This window comes from Variovorax sp. J22G73 (genome assembly GCF_030317035.1).
In the GTDB taxonomy this organism is placed as follows: Bacteria; Pseudomonadota; Gammaproteobacteria; order Burkholderiales; family Burkholderiaceae_C; genus Variovorax.
In genome coordinates, this window is record NZ_JASZYK010000001.1 from 1,122,754 (window position 1) to 1,137,775 (window position 15,022).

The 15,022-nt window shown below is 67.8% G+C and carries 18 protein-coding genes; 10 read left to right on the forward strand and 8 right to left on the reverse strand.

All coding sequences use genetic code 11. The annotated features are described in order from the left end of the window. The first annotated feature begins 6 nt into the window (after nucleotides 1–6). The 4 genes from QTI51_RS05300 to QTI51_RS05315 all read left to right on the forward strand — a co-directional run bounded on the left by QTI51_RS05300 (nucleotide 7) and on the right by QTI51_RS05315 (nucleotide 3,493). Nucleotides 7–1,011 (forward strand): Bug family tripartite tricarboxylate transporter substrate binding protein, encoded by a 1,005-nt coding sequence (locus QTI51_RS05300; protein ID WP_116908604.1) that lies wholly within the window; start codon nucleotides 7–9, stop codon nucleotides 1,009–1,011. Nucleotides 1,012–1,094: 83 nt separating this feature from the next. Beyond that, nucleotides 1,095–1,754, forward strand: a complete 660-nt coding sequence (locus QTI51_RS05305; protein WP_116908605.1) for a TetR/AcrR family transcriptional regulator — start codon at nucleotides 1,095–1,097, stop codon at nucleotides 1,752–1,754. Between the two features lie 95 nt (nucleotides 1,755–1,849). Continuing rightward, nucleotides 1,850–2,983: a thiolase family protein gene (locus QTI51_RS05310; RefSeq protein ID WP_116908606.1), complete on the forward strand. Its 1,134-nt coding sequence runs from the start codon at nucleotides 1,850–1,852 to the stop codon at nucleotides 2,981–2,983. Nucleotides 2,984–3,046: 63 nt separating this feature from the next. After that, complete coding sequence (locus QTI51_RS05315) at nucleotides 3,047–3,493, forward strand: MaoC family dehydratase (protein WP_116908607.1); 447 nt, start codon at nucleotides 3,047–3,049, stop codon at nucleotides 3,491–3,493. 21 nt (nucleotides 3,494–3,514) lie between these two features. Here QTI51_RS05315 and QTI51_RS05320 read toward each other — a convergent pair whose 3' ends face one another. Continuing rightward, the gene (locus QTI51_RS05320) at nucleotides 3,515–4,333 is read right to left on the reverse strand and encodes a ferritin-like domain-containing protein (protein ID WP_116908608.1); all 819 of its coding nucleotides are present in this window, start codon (nucleotides 4,331–4,333) and stop codon (nucleotides 3,515–3,517) included. Nucleotides 4,334–4,383: 50 nt separating this feature from the next. Between QTI51_RS05320 and QTI51_RS05325 the strand changes: the two genes are divergently transcribed. Both QTI51_RS05325 and hslO read left to right on the forward strand, forming a co-directional pair. Further along, nucleotides 4,384–4,908 carry a gamma carbonic anhydrase family protein gene (locus QTI51_RS05325; RefSeq protein WP_116908609.1) on the forward strand — a complete coding sequence of 175 codons (525 nt, stop codon included), beginning with the start codon at nucleotides 4,384–4,386 and terminating at the stop codon, nucleotides 4,906–4,908. Nucleotides 4,909–4,945: 37 nt separating this feature from the next. Beyond that, a complete protein-coding gene (hslO, locus tag QTI51_RS05330; RefSeq protein WP_116908610.1) occupies nucleotides 4,946–5,944 on the forward strand; it encodes an Hsp33 family molecular chaperone HslO in 999 nt (332 codons plus the stop codon). Nucleotides 5,945–5,970: 26 nt separating this feature from the next. On the opposite strand, the gene QTI51_RS05335 is transcribed toward hslO, so the two are convergent. The 7 genes from QTI51_RS05335 to pyrG all read right to left on the reverse strand — a co-directional run bounded on the left by QTI51_RS05335 (nucleotide 5,971) and on the right by pyrG (nucleotide 11,999). After that, complete coding sequence (locus tag QTI51_RS05335; protein ID WP_116908611.1) at nucleotides 5,971–6,921, reverse strand: hypothetical protein; 951 nt, start codon at nucleotides 6,919–6,921, stop codon at nucleotides 5,971–5,973. A 60-nt stretch (nucleotides 6,922–6,981) separates the two neighbouring features. Continuing rightward, nucleotides 6,982–7,671: an AAA family ATPase gene (locus QTI51_RS05340; protein ID WP_116908612.1), complete on the reverse strand. Its 690-nt coding sequence runs from the start codon at nucleotides 7,669–7,671 to the stop codon at nucleotides 6,982–6,984. Further along, a complete protein-coding gene (gene pnuC / locus QTI51_RS05345; protein WP_116908613.1) occupies nucleotides 7,668–8,309 on the reverse strand; it encodes a nicotinamide riboside transporter PnuC in 642 nt (213 codons plus the stop codon). The genes QTI51_RS05340 and pnuC overlap by 4 nt, the downstream gene beginning before the upstream one ends. A 22-nt stretch (nucleotides 8,310–8,331) precedes the next feature. Continuing rightward, nucleotides 8,332–8,610: a septum formation initiator family protein gene (locus tag QTI51_RS05350; protein WP_116908614.1), complete on the reverse strand. Its 279-nt coding sequence runs from the start codon at nucleotides 8,608–8,610 to the stop codon at nucleotides 8,332–8,334. Nucleotides 8,611–8,628: 18 nt separating this feature from the next. Further along, nucleotides 8,629–9,912, reverse strand: coding sequence for a phosphopyruvate hydratase (eno, locus tag QTI51_RS05355; RefSeq protein WP_116908615.1), 1,284 nt, complete (start codon nucleotides 9,910–9,912; stop codon nucleotides 8,629–8,631). A 55-nt stretch (nucleotides 9,913–9,967) separates the two neighbouring features. Beyond that, nucleotides 9,968–10,258: a DUF1330 domain-containing protein gene (locus QTI51_RS05360; protein WP_116908616.1), complete on the reverse strand. Its 291-nt coding sequence runs from the start codon at nucleotides 10,256–10,258 to the stop codon at nucleotides 9,968–9,970. 61 nt (nucleotides 10,259–10,319) lie between these two features. After that, nucleotides 10,320–11,999, reverse strand: coding sequence for a CTP synthase (pyrG, locus tag QTI51_RS05365; RefSeq protein ID WP_116908617.1), 1,680 nt, complete (start codon nucleotides 11,997–11,999; stop codon nucleotides 10,320–10,322). Nucleotides 12,000–12,123: 124 nt separating this feature from the next. Here pyrG and coaBC point away from each other — a divergent pair, with 124 nt between their 5' ends. From coaBC to QTI51_RS05385, 4 genes are all read left to right on the forward strand, one after another. Continuing rightward, the gene (gene coaBC, locus QTI51_RS05370) at nucleotides 12,124–13,347 is read left to right on the forward strand and encodes a bifunctional phosphopantothenoylcysteine decarboxylase/phosphopantothenate--cysteine ligase CoaBC (RefSeq protein ID WP_116908618.1); all 1,224 of its coding nucleotides are present in this window, start codon (nucleotides 12,124–12,126) and stop codon (nucleotides 13,345–13,347) included. Further along, nucleotides 13,347–13,811 carry a hypothetical protein gene (locus tag QTI51_RS05375; RefSeq protein ID WP_286512497.1) on the forward strand — a complete coding sequence of 155 codons (465 nt, stop codon included), beginning with the start codon at nucleotides 13,347–13,349 and terminating at the stop codon, nucleotides 13,809–13,811. Before coaBC ends, QTI51_RS05375 begins: the two co-directional genes overlap by 1 nt. Further along, nucleotides 13,812–14,258 (forward strand): dUTP diphosphatase, encoded by a 447-nt coding sequence (dut, locus tag QTI51_RS05380; RefSeq protein ID WP_116908619.1) that lies wholly within the window; start codon nucleotides 13,812–13,814, stop codon nucleotides 14,256–14,258. A gap of 204 nt (nucleotides 14,259–14,462) precedes the next feature. After that, entirely contained in the window at nucleotides 14,463–14,963 is a 501-nt protein-coding gene (locus QTI51_RS05385; RefSeq protein ID WP_116908620.1) for an outer membrane lipoprotein, read from the forward strand. The last annotated feature ends 59 nt before the right edge of the window (nucleotides 14,964–15,022 follow it).

Here is a 15,022-nt window from a genome sequence, read left to right on the forward strand (position 1 = left end):
AACGACATGAATTTCCTGGCCTCTTCGAAGCACTCGCGCCGCACGGCGACCCGACTCCTGGCTGCCGCCGCGCTCTGCGCGGCGTCCGGCGCGCACACCCAAGCCCACGCGCAGGCGGTTCCCAAGACCGTGCGGCTGATCGTCGCGTACCCGGCCGGCGGCGTCAGCGACGTGGTCGCGCGCGCCCTGGGCGACCGGCTGGCCGCGCAGATGGGCACCACGGTGATCGTGGACAACCGCGCCGGCGCCAGCGGCGCCATCGGCATGGACGCCGTGGCCAAGGCCGCGCCCGACGGCGCCACGCTGGGCTTCTCGGCCATCAGCCCGCTGGTGCTGAGCCCGCACCTGGGCAAGCTGGCCTTCGATCCGCTGAAGGACGTGGCGCCGGTGGCCAGCGTGATGTATTCGCCGGTGCTGCTGATCGCCACGCCGGCCAGCAAGGCGAAGGACTTCAAGGCGCTGATCGACGACGCCAAGGCGCACCCGGGCGCGGTGCGCTGGGCGACGTCGGGGCCGGCCTCGCTGGGCCACATCGTGCTGGAGCAGCTGCATGCGGCAGCGGGCGTGGACATCACGCACGTGCCGTACAAGGGCGGCGGCCAGCAGCTGAACGACGCGATCGGCGGGCAGTTCGAAATCCTGTCGACCAACGCGAGCCCGACGCTGTCGTCGCACATCCAGTCGGGCAAGCTGCGCCCGCTGGCCGTGGGCGCACCGGCGCGGCTCGACAGCCTGCCCAAGGTGCCCACGCTGGGCGAGCTGGGCTACAAGGCGGCCAACATCAACTCGGTGTTCGGCGTGTTCGCGCCGGCCGCCACGCCGAGCGCGCTGCTGGCGAGGTACAACGCCGAGATCAACAAAGCGCTGGCCAGCCCCGAGCTGCGCGCCAAGCTCACGGCCACCGACAACGTGCCGACCGGCGGCACCGCGGAAGCCTTCGCGAAGGAAATCGCCAGCGAGTACGAGAGCAACGGCCGCATCATCAAGTCGGCGAACATCAAGGCCGACTGAGACGATCTGCCGCCGTCCGCGCGGCTGGCGCCGGAGTGACCGCGTGGCTTGCGTTGGCATTTTCCCTACCTTATAGTAGGTAGATGACCAACGCCGCCACAGCCGCTACAGCAGCCCCCGCCGCGCTTGCCGCCGGCAGTACCCGCGAGCAGATCCTCGCGGTGGCGCGCGGCTTCATCGAAACGCGCTCCTACCTGGGCTTCAGCTTCCAGGACGTGGCCGACGCCGTGGGCGTGCGCAAGGCCAGCCTGTACCACCACTTCGCGACCAAGGAAGCGCTGGGCATCGCCGTGATCCGCGCGGCCACGCAGGGCTTCAAGGACTGGGACGCCGCGCGCGCACGCGAGCCCAGGGACGCGCTCGAATCGTATTTCCGCATGTACCGCAACACGCTGCGGGCCGGCTCCGCCGTGTGCCCCGCGGGCGCGCTGGCGCCGGGCTGGGGCGTGATCAACGACGAGCTTCGGCTGGCCGTGCAAGAACTGCGCAACACCCAGGTGACGTGGCTCACCGGCGTGCTGGGAGCGCTGGCGTCCGAACAGGGCACGCGCGACAAAGCCGACCAAGCTGCCAAAACCACCAAGGCAGACAAAGCCCCCAATACCAAGCGCACCTCGGTCGCTTCGCTCGCGGCCTATGTGTTCTCGGTCTGCCAGGGCGCGCTGCTGTCGGCGCGCATGACCGGGCGCGTGGAAGATTTCGACGAAGCCATCGCGCAACTCAGGAGTTCATTGCCCGGCTGACCGCCTGGCTGCCGCAGGCATGCTTCGGCGTGCCTATTTTTTGACCTCTAAGCCTACCGATTGGATGGTAGGCATGACTCACCTGGAGCATCCCCATGAAAGCCGTCATTTCCGCCTACGCCCGTTCTCCTTTCCACTTCGCGAAGAAAGGCGCCCTGGCCGAAGTGCGGCCCGACACGCTCGCCGCCGGCGTGATGCGCGGCCTGCTGCAGCGCACCGACCTCGACCCCGCGCTGCTCGAAGACATCATCCTCGGCTGCGCGTACCCCGAAGCCTCGCAGGGCAACAACCTCGCGCGCATCGTCGGGCTGCTGGCCGGGTTGCCGCATGAAGTGGGCGGCATGACGGTGAACCGCTTCTGCGGCTCGTCGATGCAGGCCGTGCACATCGCCGCCGCGCAGATCGAGGCCGGCATGGGCGAGGCCTTTTTGTGCGTGGGCGTGGAATCGATGTCGATGGTGCCGCAGGGCGGCTTCAACTTTTCTCCGAACCCGGAGCTGAAGGAGAGCACCGACGCCTACATCTCGATGGGCGAAACCGCCGAGAACGTCGCGCAGCGCTGGAACGTGAGCCGCGCCGACCAGGAAGCGCTGGCCGTCGAATCGCACCGCAAGGCGGCCGAGGCGCGCGCGCAGGGGCGGCTGGCCGGCGAGATCGTGCCGGTGCGCCTGGCCTCGGGCGACATCGTCGATGCCGACGGCTGCATCCGCCCGACCACGTCGGCCGAGGCGCTGGCCAACCTGAAGCCCGCGTTCCGTCCCGACGGCGTGGTCACGGCCGGCACCTCGTCGCCGCTGACCGACGGCGCCGCCGTGGTGCTGGTCACCAGCGACGCGTTCGCCGCGAAGCACGGACTGAAGGCGCTCGCGCGCATCAGGTCGTTCGCGACCGTGGGCGTGGACCCGGCCATCATGGGCATCGGCCCGATTCCCGCCACCCGCAAGGCGCTGGCGCGTGCCGGCCTGAGCGCGGCCGACCTCGACGTGATCGAGATCAACGAGGCCTTCTCCTCGCAGGCGCTGGCCTGCGTCCGCGACCTGGGGCTGGACCCCGCCAAGGTCAACCTCGACGGCGGCGGCCTGGCCATCGGCCATCCGCTGGGGGCGACCGGCGCGCGCATCACGGGCAAGGCGGCGTCACTGCTGGCGCGCGAAGGCGGGCGCTATGCGCTGGCCACGCAGTGCATCGGCGGCGGGCAGGGCATCGCGACCATCCTTGAGCGTGTTTGAGTGTCTGGGTGCCTGAACGCTGGACCGCATGAGAATGACGCCCGTCACAACCAGGAGACCTCCATGAGCAAGCTGTACCTCGAAGACCTGAAGGTCGGCGACCGTTTCGAAAGCGCCGAGCACGCGCTCGACGTGGCGCAGATCAAGGCCTTTGCGCAGCAGTTCGACCCGCAGCCTTTTCACACCGACGAAGAGGCCGCGAAGAAGACCTTCTTCGGCGGGCTCGCCGCGAGCGGCTGGCACACGGCGGCGCTCACGATGAAGCTGCTGGTCGAGAGCGGCGTGCCGCTGGCCGACGGCATCATCGGCTCGGGCGGCGAGCTGCAGTGGCCGCAGCCGACGCGCCCCGGTGACGTGCTGCATGTGGTGGGCGAGGTGACCGACATCGTGCCCTCGCGCTCCAAGCCCGGCCGCGCGATGGTCACGATGCGCTGCCAGACGCTCAACCAGCGCGGCGAGGTGCTGCAGCACTTCACGCCGAAGCTGGTGGTGCACGCGCGTCCGGCATAGGCGACGCGCCGGCCTCCGGCTTCAGTCCCGGCTGGCCTGCGTGGCCGCGAGCTGGCGCAGCTCCTCGGCGCTGAAGCCGGCGCGCCCGCGCGCCTCGAAGTTGAACGGCGGCTTGTGCCGCGGCGCGTCGTAGCGTGCCACCAGCGCGGGGTAGGTCGCCTCGGCATCGAGCCCGGCGCCGTCGCACAGCCATCGGTACCAGTGGTTGCCGATGGCCACATGGCCCACCTCGTCGCGCAGGATGATGTCCAGGATCTCGACCGCGCGCAGCGCATCGGGCGTGTTCACGCGCTTGAGCTTGGCCTGGATGAGCGGCGTAGCGTCGAGCCCGCGCGCCTCCAGCGTGCGCGGCACCAGCGCCATGCGCGCGAGCACGTCATCCTTCGTTTTCTCGCACATGTTCCACAGGCCGTCGTGGCCGGGGAAGTCGCCGTAGCGGTAGCCCATGCCCTGCAGGTGGGTGTGCAGCAGCGTGAAGTGCAGCGCCTCTTCGTCGGCCACGCGCAGCCAGTCGCGGTAGTAGGCCTCGGGCATGCCGTCGTAGCGCCACACCGCGTCGAGCGCGAGGTTGATGGCGTTGAACTCGATGTGGCAGATCGAATGGATCAGCGCGGCCCGGCCCTCGGGCGTGAAAGGCGAGCGTTTTTGCACCGCGGTGGCGGCCACGCGCACCGGCTTTTCGGGGCGGCCGGGCACGCCGGTGTCGTCATCGGGCGTGCGAAGGGTGGTTGCTGCTATGAAATCGGTAGCGACCAGCGCAGCGGCGGCGCGGGTGGCGGCCACCTTCTCGTCGGGGTCTGTCAGGCGCAGCGCGGCGAGCGCGCTCAATCGGGGGTGCATCCCTACAATTCTAGTTTTGACCTTCTTTGACATTTCCGGAGACAAAAACAATGGCGCTCTACGAACTCGACGGTGTGGCCCCGCAGCTGGGCGAAGGTGCATGGGTGGCCGACAGCGCGCAGGTGATGGGCAACGTCAAGCTGGCGGAGAACGCGAGCGTGTGGTTCGGCGCCGTGCTGCGCGGCGACACCGAGACGCTCACCATCGGGCGCAACAGCAACATCCAGGACCTGTCGGTGCTGCACGCCGACGTCGGCTGCCCGCTGACCATCGGTGACAACGTCACCGTGGGCCACCAGGTGATGCTGCATGGCTGCACCGTGGGCGACAACTCGTTGATCGGCATCCAGGCCGTGATCTTGAATAACGCGAAGATCGGCCGCAATTCGATCGTTGGCGCCGGCAGCGTCGTGACCGAGGGCAAGGAGTTTCCGGACAATTCCCTCATCATCGGCTCGCCGGCCAAGGTGGTGCGCACCCTCGACGACGCAGCGGCCGCCCGCTTGCGCCAGAGCGCGGAGCACTACGTCGAGAACGCCCATCGCTTTGCGAAGGGCCTGAGAAAAATCGCCTGACCCTCGCGGGCGCAGGCACACACAGAAAGAAAACGTTTTGAGCGAGCTGCACAAATTCCTGTTCGATGGCCTGCCGGTGCGCGGCATGATCGTGCGCCTGACGGATGCGTGGCAGGAGATTCTTGCGCGGCGCGCCTCCAATACCGCCACCGGCCCGTACCCGCCGCCGGTGGCCGAACTGCTCGGCGAGATGACGGCCGCGGCCACGCTGATGCAGTCGAACATCAAGTTCAACGGCGCGTTGATCCTGCAGATCTTCGGCGACGGCCCGGTGAAGGTGGCCGTGGCCGAGGCCAAGCCCGACCTGAGCCTGCGTGCCACCGCCAAGGTCATTGGCGACCTGCCGGCCGACGCGCGCCTGCCCGACATGGTCAACGTGAACAACAAGGGCCGCTGCGCGATCACGCTCGACCCGAAGGACAAGATGCCCGGTGCCACGCCATACCAGGGCGTGGTGCCGCTCTTCGGCGACGACGGCGAAAAGCTGGGCAAGCTCAGCGAGGTGCTGCAGCACTACATGCTGCAAAGCGAGCAGCTCGACACCACGCTGGTGCTCGCGGCCGACGACAAGGTGGCCGCCGGCCTGCTGATCCAGCGGCTGCCGGTGAAGGGCGAGGGCAACCTCGAAGGCACATCGGAGAAGGACCGCGACCAGGCCAACGAGGACCAGATCGGCCTGAACGAGGACTACAACCGCATCTCCATCCTCGCGTCGAGCCTGACGCGCGACGAACTGCTGACGCTGGACATCGAGACCATCCTGCGCCGCCTGTTCTGGGAAGAGAAGCTGCTGCGCTTCGAACCCCAGGCCGGCCCGCTGGGCCCGCACTTCGCGTGCACCTGCGGTCGCGAGCGCGTGGCGCAGATGATTCGCGGGCTGGGCCAGGAGGAGGCCGAGAGCATCCTCGCCGAGCGCGGCGACATCGAGGTGGGCTGCGACTTCTGCGGCAAGCAGTACCGCTTCGACGCGGTCGACGCCGCGCAGATCTTCAGGCCGCCGACGGACCAGATTCCGGGCAGCCCGATCGTTCAGTAGGTCGCCGGGGCCGTCGGGCTTTCAGCTCAGCGGGCGGCGTCGTCGAATCCGCTGAACGCGATGTCCGGCGCGCTGGTGTTGTGCTTAGACGGCAGGCTGCGCCCGAAGCGCACCTGCGCGGCCTGCAAGGTCTTCACCTCGGGCAACGGCAGCACCTGCTGGGCGGCTTGAGGCGACGCCTGCCAGCGCACCTCGCTCACGTCGGCGTTGTCGGGCGTCACGTACATCGAGCGCAGCACCGCGAAGGGCTGCGCGCTGGCGGTGGGCCTGGAAAGCGTCACGTCGAGCGCGGTGCGGGTGCGGCTGATTTCATCGACACGCGCCACGGCGCTGCCGCCGTCGGTGAAGCGCACGTGGATCGCCAGCGGCCTGGGCACGATGCGGATCGACGCGATGTTCACCACCGGCCGCGCGGTCGCCTGCACCGGCCCGAGCAGGAACGACGAGCCGTACACGCCGTCGCCGAAGCGCGGGTCCGGCAGCGGCTTGAGCCGCCAGTAGCCGTCCGACGGATACAGCACGATGGCCTCGAGCGCCTTGCCGTTTTCCTTCTTGAACACCTGCAGCAGGTGAAAGCCGCTGTCCTTGCGCGTGCCGACCTGCACCGGCACGCGCTGCGCGCGCCAGAAGGTAGGCAGCGTCATGCCGACGATGCGCCACTGGGCGTTGTCCATCAGCACCACGGTGCGCTTCTTGAAGCGGTGGGCCGGGTCGGTGGGGTGCGCGCCGCCGTCGAAGTTGCAGCCCGAGAAGTCGGGCGCGGTCACGTCGTTGCCGATCTTGTCGAGGTAGTCGGGCTGCAGCGCCTCGATGCGCATATGGCGGATGCCGTCGCCGCGCAGGGTGAGCGAAACGTTGTCTTCTTCCGCGCAGGCGGTGGTGGTGGTGCCGTTTTCCACGGTGGCGGCAACGGGGGCCGCCATGGCATGGGCCGAGGCCAGCAGCAGGGCGGCGAAAGCGGCGGTAGAAAGGTGCATCGGGTCTCCGGTGAAAGGGGCGGGGACGCGACCTGGCGCGATGGCGCGATGGCGTGGGGGCTAGTCGCGGCGCGCCATCAGGTCGCTGAAGAGCTTATGTTCGCATTCCGGGTCGGAGCACTTCTCGCAAGGCCATGACCACGAGGCGGGCTTGACCCCGAGCCGGTTGCGCGTGCCCGATGCCCTCGAGGTGCGGGCGCGGCCTTCATTGCCTGCGATGGAGTTGATGGCGTTCCACGCGTTGGCCAGCCGCTCGCCGCCGCTGCCATGCACCACGGTGTACGACAGCTTCGCGCCCGCGAGCGCGGCGCGCAGCAGCGTGTCGGTGGGTTGGCGCGCATGCGGGCCGTCGCGCATGTCGTCGGCCACCCAGGGCAGGTCGAGCGCGGTGAGCAGCGTGATGGCGCAGCGCCGTTGCGCGGCAAGGGCGCCGTCGTACAGCGTGGTGTCGGCGAACAGCTGCTCGCTGTAGACCGCGGTCATCAGGGCGGTGGTGTCGGCCACCACCACGCCGGTGGCTGCGGCGGTGTCGATGCGGCGGGTCTGCGCGTCGGCGATGGCCTGCTGCTCGTCGGGGCGCGGCGTGCGGCCTTCGCGCTCGCACCATTCGCGCAGGTATTCGGTGACCAGCGTGGTCGGCGTGCCGCGGTCTTGCAGCCGCTGCGCGATGGCGCGCGCGAGCTCGGTCTTGCCGGTGCTCTCGGCGCCCACGAGCGCGATGACGCAACCGGTCGGCAGGCTGGGCGTCATGCGGCCACCGCCTTGGCCGCCTTGGCAGTCGCGCCCGGCAGGCGCTGCCGCCACGCCAGGTAGCCGGCCACGCTCAGCACCGCGAACACCGCGTACAGCCCCACGGTGAGCCACAGGCCCTTGTGGATGAACAGGCCCACGCTGACCACGTTCACCGCCAGCCAGACCAGCCAGTTCTCGATGAACTTGCGCCCGAGCAGGAACTGCCCGACCAGGCTCAGGCCGGTGGCGAAGCCGTCCCACCAGGGCACGTCGGTGTCGGTGAAGCGGCGCAGGAACAGGGCGACGGCCGGCCATGCGAACGCGCAGGCGGCCAGCGTGAGCGCGACGCCGCGCGGCGACAGCCGGCTCACCTGCAGCGCGCTGCCGTCGGCACGGTGGCCGCGCAGCCATTGCGCCCAGCCCCACAGGGCGACGAAAGCGAAAAACACCTGGAGCGAGGCGTCGCCGTAGATGCGCGCCTTGGCGAACACGGCCACGTAGAGCAGCGAGCTGACGATGGCCAGCGGCCAGCCCCAGTGGATCTCGCGCATGTTGCAGCCGACCATGGCAAGTGCCAGCAGGGCGGCGACGAATTCGAGCCAGCTGACAGGAGAGCCCCACAGCAGGAATGCGGGGGCCGAGAGAAGCTCGGTCATCAGCGGGCGAAAAAGTGAAGGGTCAGTGTGCGATCTGTACGAACACTTCGTTCGGCTTGACCATGCCGAGTTCCGCGCGCGCGCGTTCCTCGACCATCTCGAGGCCGTCCTTCAGGTCGTTCACCTCGGAGGTCAGGCGCTCGTTGTTCAGCGCGGCCTTGGCGTTGGCCTCCTTGCCGTCGGCCAGCTTGGTGCGCAACTGCGCCACGTCGCGCACGCTGCCGCGCCCGTTCCACAACTGCCACTGCAGGACGGCCAGCAGGAGCAGCAGGATGATCGGTGGAACGAGGCGGGCGCGCATGCGCGTGGCGTCCTGGCGTTACTTCAGGTTGTAGAACGCGCCGCGGCCGGGGTACACGGCGATGTCGCCCAGGTCTTCTTCGATGCGCAGCAGCTGGTTGTACTTGGCGATGCGGTCCGAACGCGACAGCGAGCCGGTCTTGATCTGGCCGGCGTTGGTGCCCACGGCGATGTCGGCGATGGTGCTGTCCTCGGTTTCGCCCGAACGGTGCGAAATGACGGCGGTGTAGCCAGCGCGCTTGGCCATCTCGATGGCGGCGAAGGTTTCGGTGAGCGTGCCGATCTGGTTGATCTTGATCAGGATCGAGTTGGCAATGCCCTTGTCGATGCCTTCTTGCAGGATCTTGGTGTTGGTGACGAACAGGTCGTCGCCCACCAGCTGCACGCGCTTGCCAAGGCGGTCGGTGAGCAGCTTCCAGCCGTCCCAATCGCCTTCGTGCATGCCGTCTTCGATGCTGATGATCGGATACTTGTCGACCCAGGTCGCCAGCATGTCGGCCCAGTTGCCGGCCGACAGCGTGAGGTTCTCGCCCGACAGCACGTAGTTGCCGTCCTTGTAGAACTCGCTGGCCGCGCAATCGAGGCCCAGGGCGATCTGCTCGCCCGCCGTGTAGCCGGCCTTGTCGATGGCTTCCAGGATCAGCTGGATGGCCGCTTCGTGGCTTTCCACGCTGGGAGCGAAGCCGCCTTCGTCGCCCACCGCCGTGCTGATGCCGCGGTCGCCCAGGATCTTCTTCAGCGCGTGGAACACCTCGGCGCCGTAGCGCACGGCCTCGCGGAAGCTCTTGGCGCCCACGGGGATGATCATGAATTCCTGCAGGTCCAGGCTGTTGTTGGCGTGCGCGCCGCCGTTGATGACGTTCATCATCGGCACCGGCAGCTGCATGCCACCCATGCCGCCGAAGTAGCGGTACAGCGGCAGGCCCGACTCTTCGGCCGCGGCGCGGGCCACGGCCATCGACACGGCCAGCGTGGCGTTGGCGCCCAGGCGGGCCTTGTTGTCGGTGCCGTCCAGGTCGATCATCGTGCGATCGAGGAAAGCCTGTTCGCTGGCGTCCAGGCCCAGCACGGCTTCCGAGATCTCGGTGTTGATGTTCTCCACGGCCTTCAGCACGCCCTTGCCGAGGTAGCGGCTCTTGTCGCCGTCGCGCAGCTCGATGGCTTCGCGCGAGCCGGTCGACGCGCCCGAAGGCACGGCCGCGCGGCCCATGGTGCCTGATTCGAGCAGCACGTCGCATTCGACGGTGGGGTTGCCTCGGCTGTCGAGAATTTCGCGGCCGACGATGTCAACGATTGCACTCATCTTTTGTCTTTCTCTTTCGGTTCTCTTTGGGCGAATAAATGAATGGGTGGAAGGCTCAGACGCCTTCGACGGCGATCATGTTCATGATCGCGGCGCCGGCACGCGCCTCGCGTGCCTTGAGGTACTCGGGGGTTTCATAGAAAGCCTTGGCTTGCTCGAAGCTGGCGAACTTGAGCACCACCACGCGCGTGGGCTGCCAGGTGCCTTCCAGCGGCTGCACCTGGCCGCCGCGCACGCACACTTCGGCGCCGTGCGCCTGCATGGCAACGCTCGACCACTTCTTGTATTCCTCGTACTGCGTCGGGTTGGTCACCTCGACGTGGGCGATGACGTAGCCGCTGCTCATCGGACGATCTCCGTGCTGCGCACCGCGGTGCGAGCTTGCTTGGGGCGGCCCGGCGCGGCGCTCATGCCACCGCCTTCAATGCCTTGGTGCTGCCCGTGCCCTTTTCCTTGTGGTCCAGCGCGGCCTTGATGAAGGCGTTGAACAGCGGGTGGCCGCCCCAGGGGGTCGACTTGAACTCGGGGTGGAACTGCACGCCCATGAACCAGGGATGCACGTCCTGCGGCAGCTCGACGATTTCGGTCAGGTGCTCGCGCTGCGTGAGCGCGGAGATCACCAGGCCGGCGTTGCGCAGCTGGTCGAGGTAGTTCACGTTGGCTTCGTAGCGATGGCGATGGCGCTCGGTGACCACGTCGCCGTAGATGCTGTGGGCCAGCGTGCCGGGCGAGACGTCGGAGCTCTGCGCGCCCAGGCGCATGGTGCCGCCGAGGTCGGACTTTTCGTCGCGCGTCTTCACGGTGCCGTCGGCGTCCTTCCACTCGGTGATCAGCGCGATCACGGGGGTGGGCGTCTCGGGGTCGAACTCGGTGCTGTTGGCGTTCTTCAGGCCGGCCACGTGGCGGGCGTATTCGATGGTGGCCACCTGCATGCCCAGGCAGATGCCCAGGTAGGGGACCTTGCCTTCGCGGGCGAAGCGTGCCGCCGAGATCTTGCCTTCGACACCGCGCTGGCCGAAGCCGCCGGGCACCAGGATGGCGTCGTACTTGGCCAGGCGGGAGACGTCCTGCGCGTTGATGGTCTCGGAGTCGATGTAGTCGATTTTCACGCGCGCATGGTTCTTCATGCCGGCGTGGCGCAGGGCTTCGTTCAGCGACTTGTAGCTGTCCGACAGGTCGACGTACTTGCCGACCATGGCAATCGACACTTCCTTTTGCGGATGCTCGACCTCGTAAACCAGGTCGTCCCAGCGCTGCAGCTTGGCGGGCGGGGTGTTGATGCGCAGCTTGTCGCAGATCAGGCCGTCCAGGCCTTGCTCGTGCAGCATGCGGGGCACCTTGTAGATGGTGTCCACGTCCCACATCGAGATGACGCCCCATTCGGGCACGTTGGAGAACAGCGAGATCTTGGCGCGCTCGTCGTCAGGAATCGGGCGGTCGGCGCGGCACAGGAGCACGTCGGCCTGGATGCCGATGGCGCGCAGCTCCTTGGCGGTGTGCTGCGTGGGCTTGGTCTTGAGCTCGCCGGCGGCGGCGATCCAGGGCACGTAGCTCAGGTGCACGAAGGCCGAATTGTTCGGGCCGTTGCGCAGGCTCATCTGGCGCACGGCTTCCAGGAAGGGCAGCGACTCGATGTCGCCCACGGTGCCGCCGATTTCGACGATGGCCACGTCCACCTCGTGCGAGGTGCCGATGCCGGCGCCGCGCTTGATGTATTCCTGGATTTCGTTGGTGATGTGCGGAATCACCTGGACGGTCTTGCCGAGGTAGTCGCCGCGGCGCTCCTTCTCGAGCACGGTCTTGTAGATCTGGCCGGTCGTGAAGTTGTTGGCCTTGCGCATGCGCGTGTTGATGAAGCGCTCGTAGTGGCCGAGGTCGAGGTCGGTCTCGGCGCCGTCGTCGGTGACGAACACCTCGCCATGCTGGAAGGGCGACATCGTGCCGGGGTCGACATTGATGTACGGATCGAGCTTGATGAGGGTGACTTGGAGGCCGCGCGATTCGAGGATCGCGGCGAGCGAGGCGGAGGCGATTCCCTTGCCAAGGGAAGAGACGACACCACCGGTGACGAAGACAAATTTGGTCATGCCAGTTCCGGACGCTGTGAATCCGGGCAGTGGGAAATTGCGATTATAGATGTGGCCTTGGCGACACTTCGACCCAAGGGCTTGTTGGCCGAGGCTCGATGGCCTATGAGCAACAATACGGGCCATGCAAGATTTCGCCGGAAAACACATTGTCCTGGGCCTCACGGGGGGCATCGCCTGCTACAAGTCGGCCGAGCTGTGCCGGCTGTTCGTGAAGGCGGGCGCCACCGTTCAGGTGGTCATGACCGAGGCGGCGGAGCAGTTCATCACCCCCGTGACCATGCAGGCGCTCTCGGGGCGCACCGTGTACACCTCGCAGTGGGACACACGCGAGCCCAACAACATGCCGCACATCAACCTGAGCCGCGAGGCCGATGCGATCGTGCTGGCGCCCTGCAGCGCCGATTTCATCGCGCGCCTGGTGCAGGGCCGCTCCGACGACCTGCTGAGCCTGATGTGCCTGGCCCGCCCCATGGAGCGCATTCCGCTGCTCATCGCCCCGGCCATGAACCGCGAGATGTGGGCGCACCCCGCCACCCAGCGCAACCTGATGCAGGTGGCCGCCGACGGCGCCACCGTGCTGGGCGTGGGCAGCGGCTGGCAGGCCTGCGGCGAGACCGGCGACGGCCGCATGCTCGAGCCGGCGCAGCTGCTGGAGGACATCACCGCCTTCTTCAGCCCCAAGCTGCTGGCGGGGCAGAAGGTGCTGGTCACCGCGGGCCCGACCTTCGAGGCGCTCGACCCGATTCGCGGCATCACCAACCATTCGTCCGGCAAGATGGGTTTCGCCATTGCCCGCGCGGCGCGCGAGGCGGGTGCCGAGGTCACGCTGGTGGCCGGCCCGGTGCACCTGCCGACCCCGCGCGGCGTCACCCGCGTGGACGTGCTGTCTGCGCGGGAGATGCTCGAGGCGACCACCCGAGCCGCGCAGTTTGCTAGCATTTTTGTAGCCACCGCCGCCGTGGCCGACTGGCGCCCAGCCACGCACAGCGACCAGAAGATCAAGAAAGACGGCAGCGGCAAGACGCCGGTGCTCGAGTTCGTCGAGAACGCCGACATCCTGCTCACCGTGGCCAAGAGCGAGCGGGCCCAGTCGAAAAAGCTCTTCTGCGTGGGTTTTGCCGCCGAGAGCGAGAACCTCGCCGAGCACGCCAAGGCCAAGCGCGAGCGCAAGGGCATTCCGCTGCTGGTCGGCAACATCGGCCCGCTGACTTTCGGGCAGGACGACAACGCGTTGCTGCTGGTGGACACCAACGGCGTGCGCGAGCTGCCCCGCGCGCCCAAGCTCACGCTGGCGCGCGAACTGATGACCGAAATTGCCGCACGTCTTTCCGACTGGAGGGTCTGATGAACCTGAATCCGCAATGGAACACTCCGCCCAACGGCGACTTCGCCCGCTATGTCGAGCGGCTGTCGGCGCAGGCCCTGCTCCCCAAGCGCGCGGCCAAGGAGGGCGAGCCCGGGCTCGACGTCGGCATCACGACCTTGCCCAACCAACCCTCCGGCCCCGTCACGGCCGCCATGCAGCAGCGCAACGAGGCATCGACCGGCGAAGTGACCAAGACGCCCCCGGGCTCGTTCGACCCCGCGACGCTCAAGGTGCTGGGCGTGGTCGGCGCGCTGGTTTTCCTGGTGCTGTGGGCCGCCGGCGTGCCGTTCGGCGCGCTGGTCGTCCTGCTGGGCGCGGCGGTCTGGTTCGGGCGCAAGTTGAAGGGCTTCAAGCTCACCCCGGGCGTTGCCAAGTGGCAGCAGGTGCTCGAGGACGCGGCCCGCAAGCAAAGAGAACAGCAACACAAACAAGGCAGCAAGTAAGTGAAAGTCGACGTCCGTATCCTCGATCCGCGCATGGTGGATCAATTGCCCGCGTATGCCACCCCCGGAAGCGCCGGCCTCGACCTGCGGGCCTGCCTCGACGCACCGATCACGCTGGCGCCCAACGGCTGGCAGCTGGTGGGCACCGGCATTTCGATTCACCTGGCCGACCCTGCCTACGCCGCGCTGATCCTTCCGCGCTCGGGCCTGGGCCACAAGCACGGCATCGTGCTGGGCAATCTGGTGGGCCTGATCGACAGCGACTACCAGGGCGAGCTGAAGATCAGCGCCTGGAACCGCAGCGACACCCCCTTCGTGCTCGAGCCCATGGAGCGGCTGGCGCAACTGGTGATCGTGCCGGTGGTGCAGGCGCAGTTTCGGGTGGTCACAGAATTTGCGCCCACGCAACGCGGCGAGGGCGGCTACGGCTCCACGGGCAAGCACTGAGCCCCTTCTGCACTGGCGGGCGCCCCGATTCTTAAGGGCACCTGAGTTTCCGAGCGGTAAAGACGGTGCTGGAACGGAACTGCCGGCGCCTCGTTCGCCTCGAAGGTTTCAGTGTGTGTTTTGCGTCATCGCGGCAGGGGCTGCGGCGTTAGTCACACGCAGGCGCACCCTTTGTGCGCCGTTCTATTCGAGGAGCCTCTCAACATGAAGATTTCAATGCGCTTCGTTTCCGTCACCGCTTCCGTGCTGGCCGTGGCCACGCTCACGGCCTGCGTGGCGCCCGCGCCGGTCTACCAGACCTCGCGCTACCCGTACCAGGCGCCGCCGCGCGCCATCCAGTACCAGGAAGCTTCTTACGTCGAGTACGGCCATGTCGCCAACATCGAGGTGCTGCGCAGCGAAACCGCCGGCACCGGCACTTCCGGCGGCGGCGCTGTCGCCGGCGGTGTCATCGGTGGGGTGGTGGGCAATCAGTTCGGCCGTGGCAACGGCCGCGCCGCAGCCACCGCGCTGGGCATCGTGGGCGGTGCCCTGCTGGGCAACACCATCGAGGCACAGCAGAACGGTCCGCGTGCCTATGAAACCTATCGCGTGTCGGTGCAGACCGACCGCGGCGGCTACCGCGCGTTCGACGTGCAGAGCCCCGGCGACCTGCGCATCGGCGACCGTGTGCGCATCGACAACGGCCAGATCTCGCGCATGTAGTCGCGCCGTTCTTCTGGACGAAAAAAAGCCGGGCACTGCCCGGCTTTTTCATTTGTAAA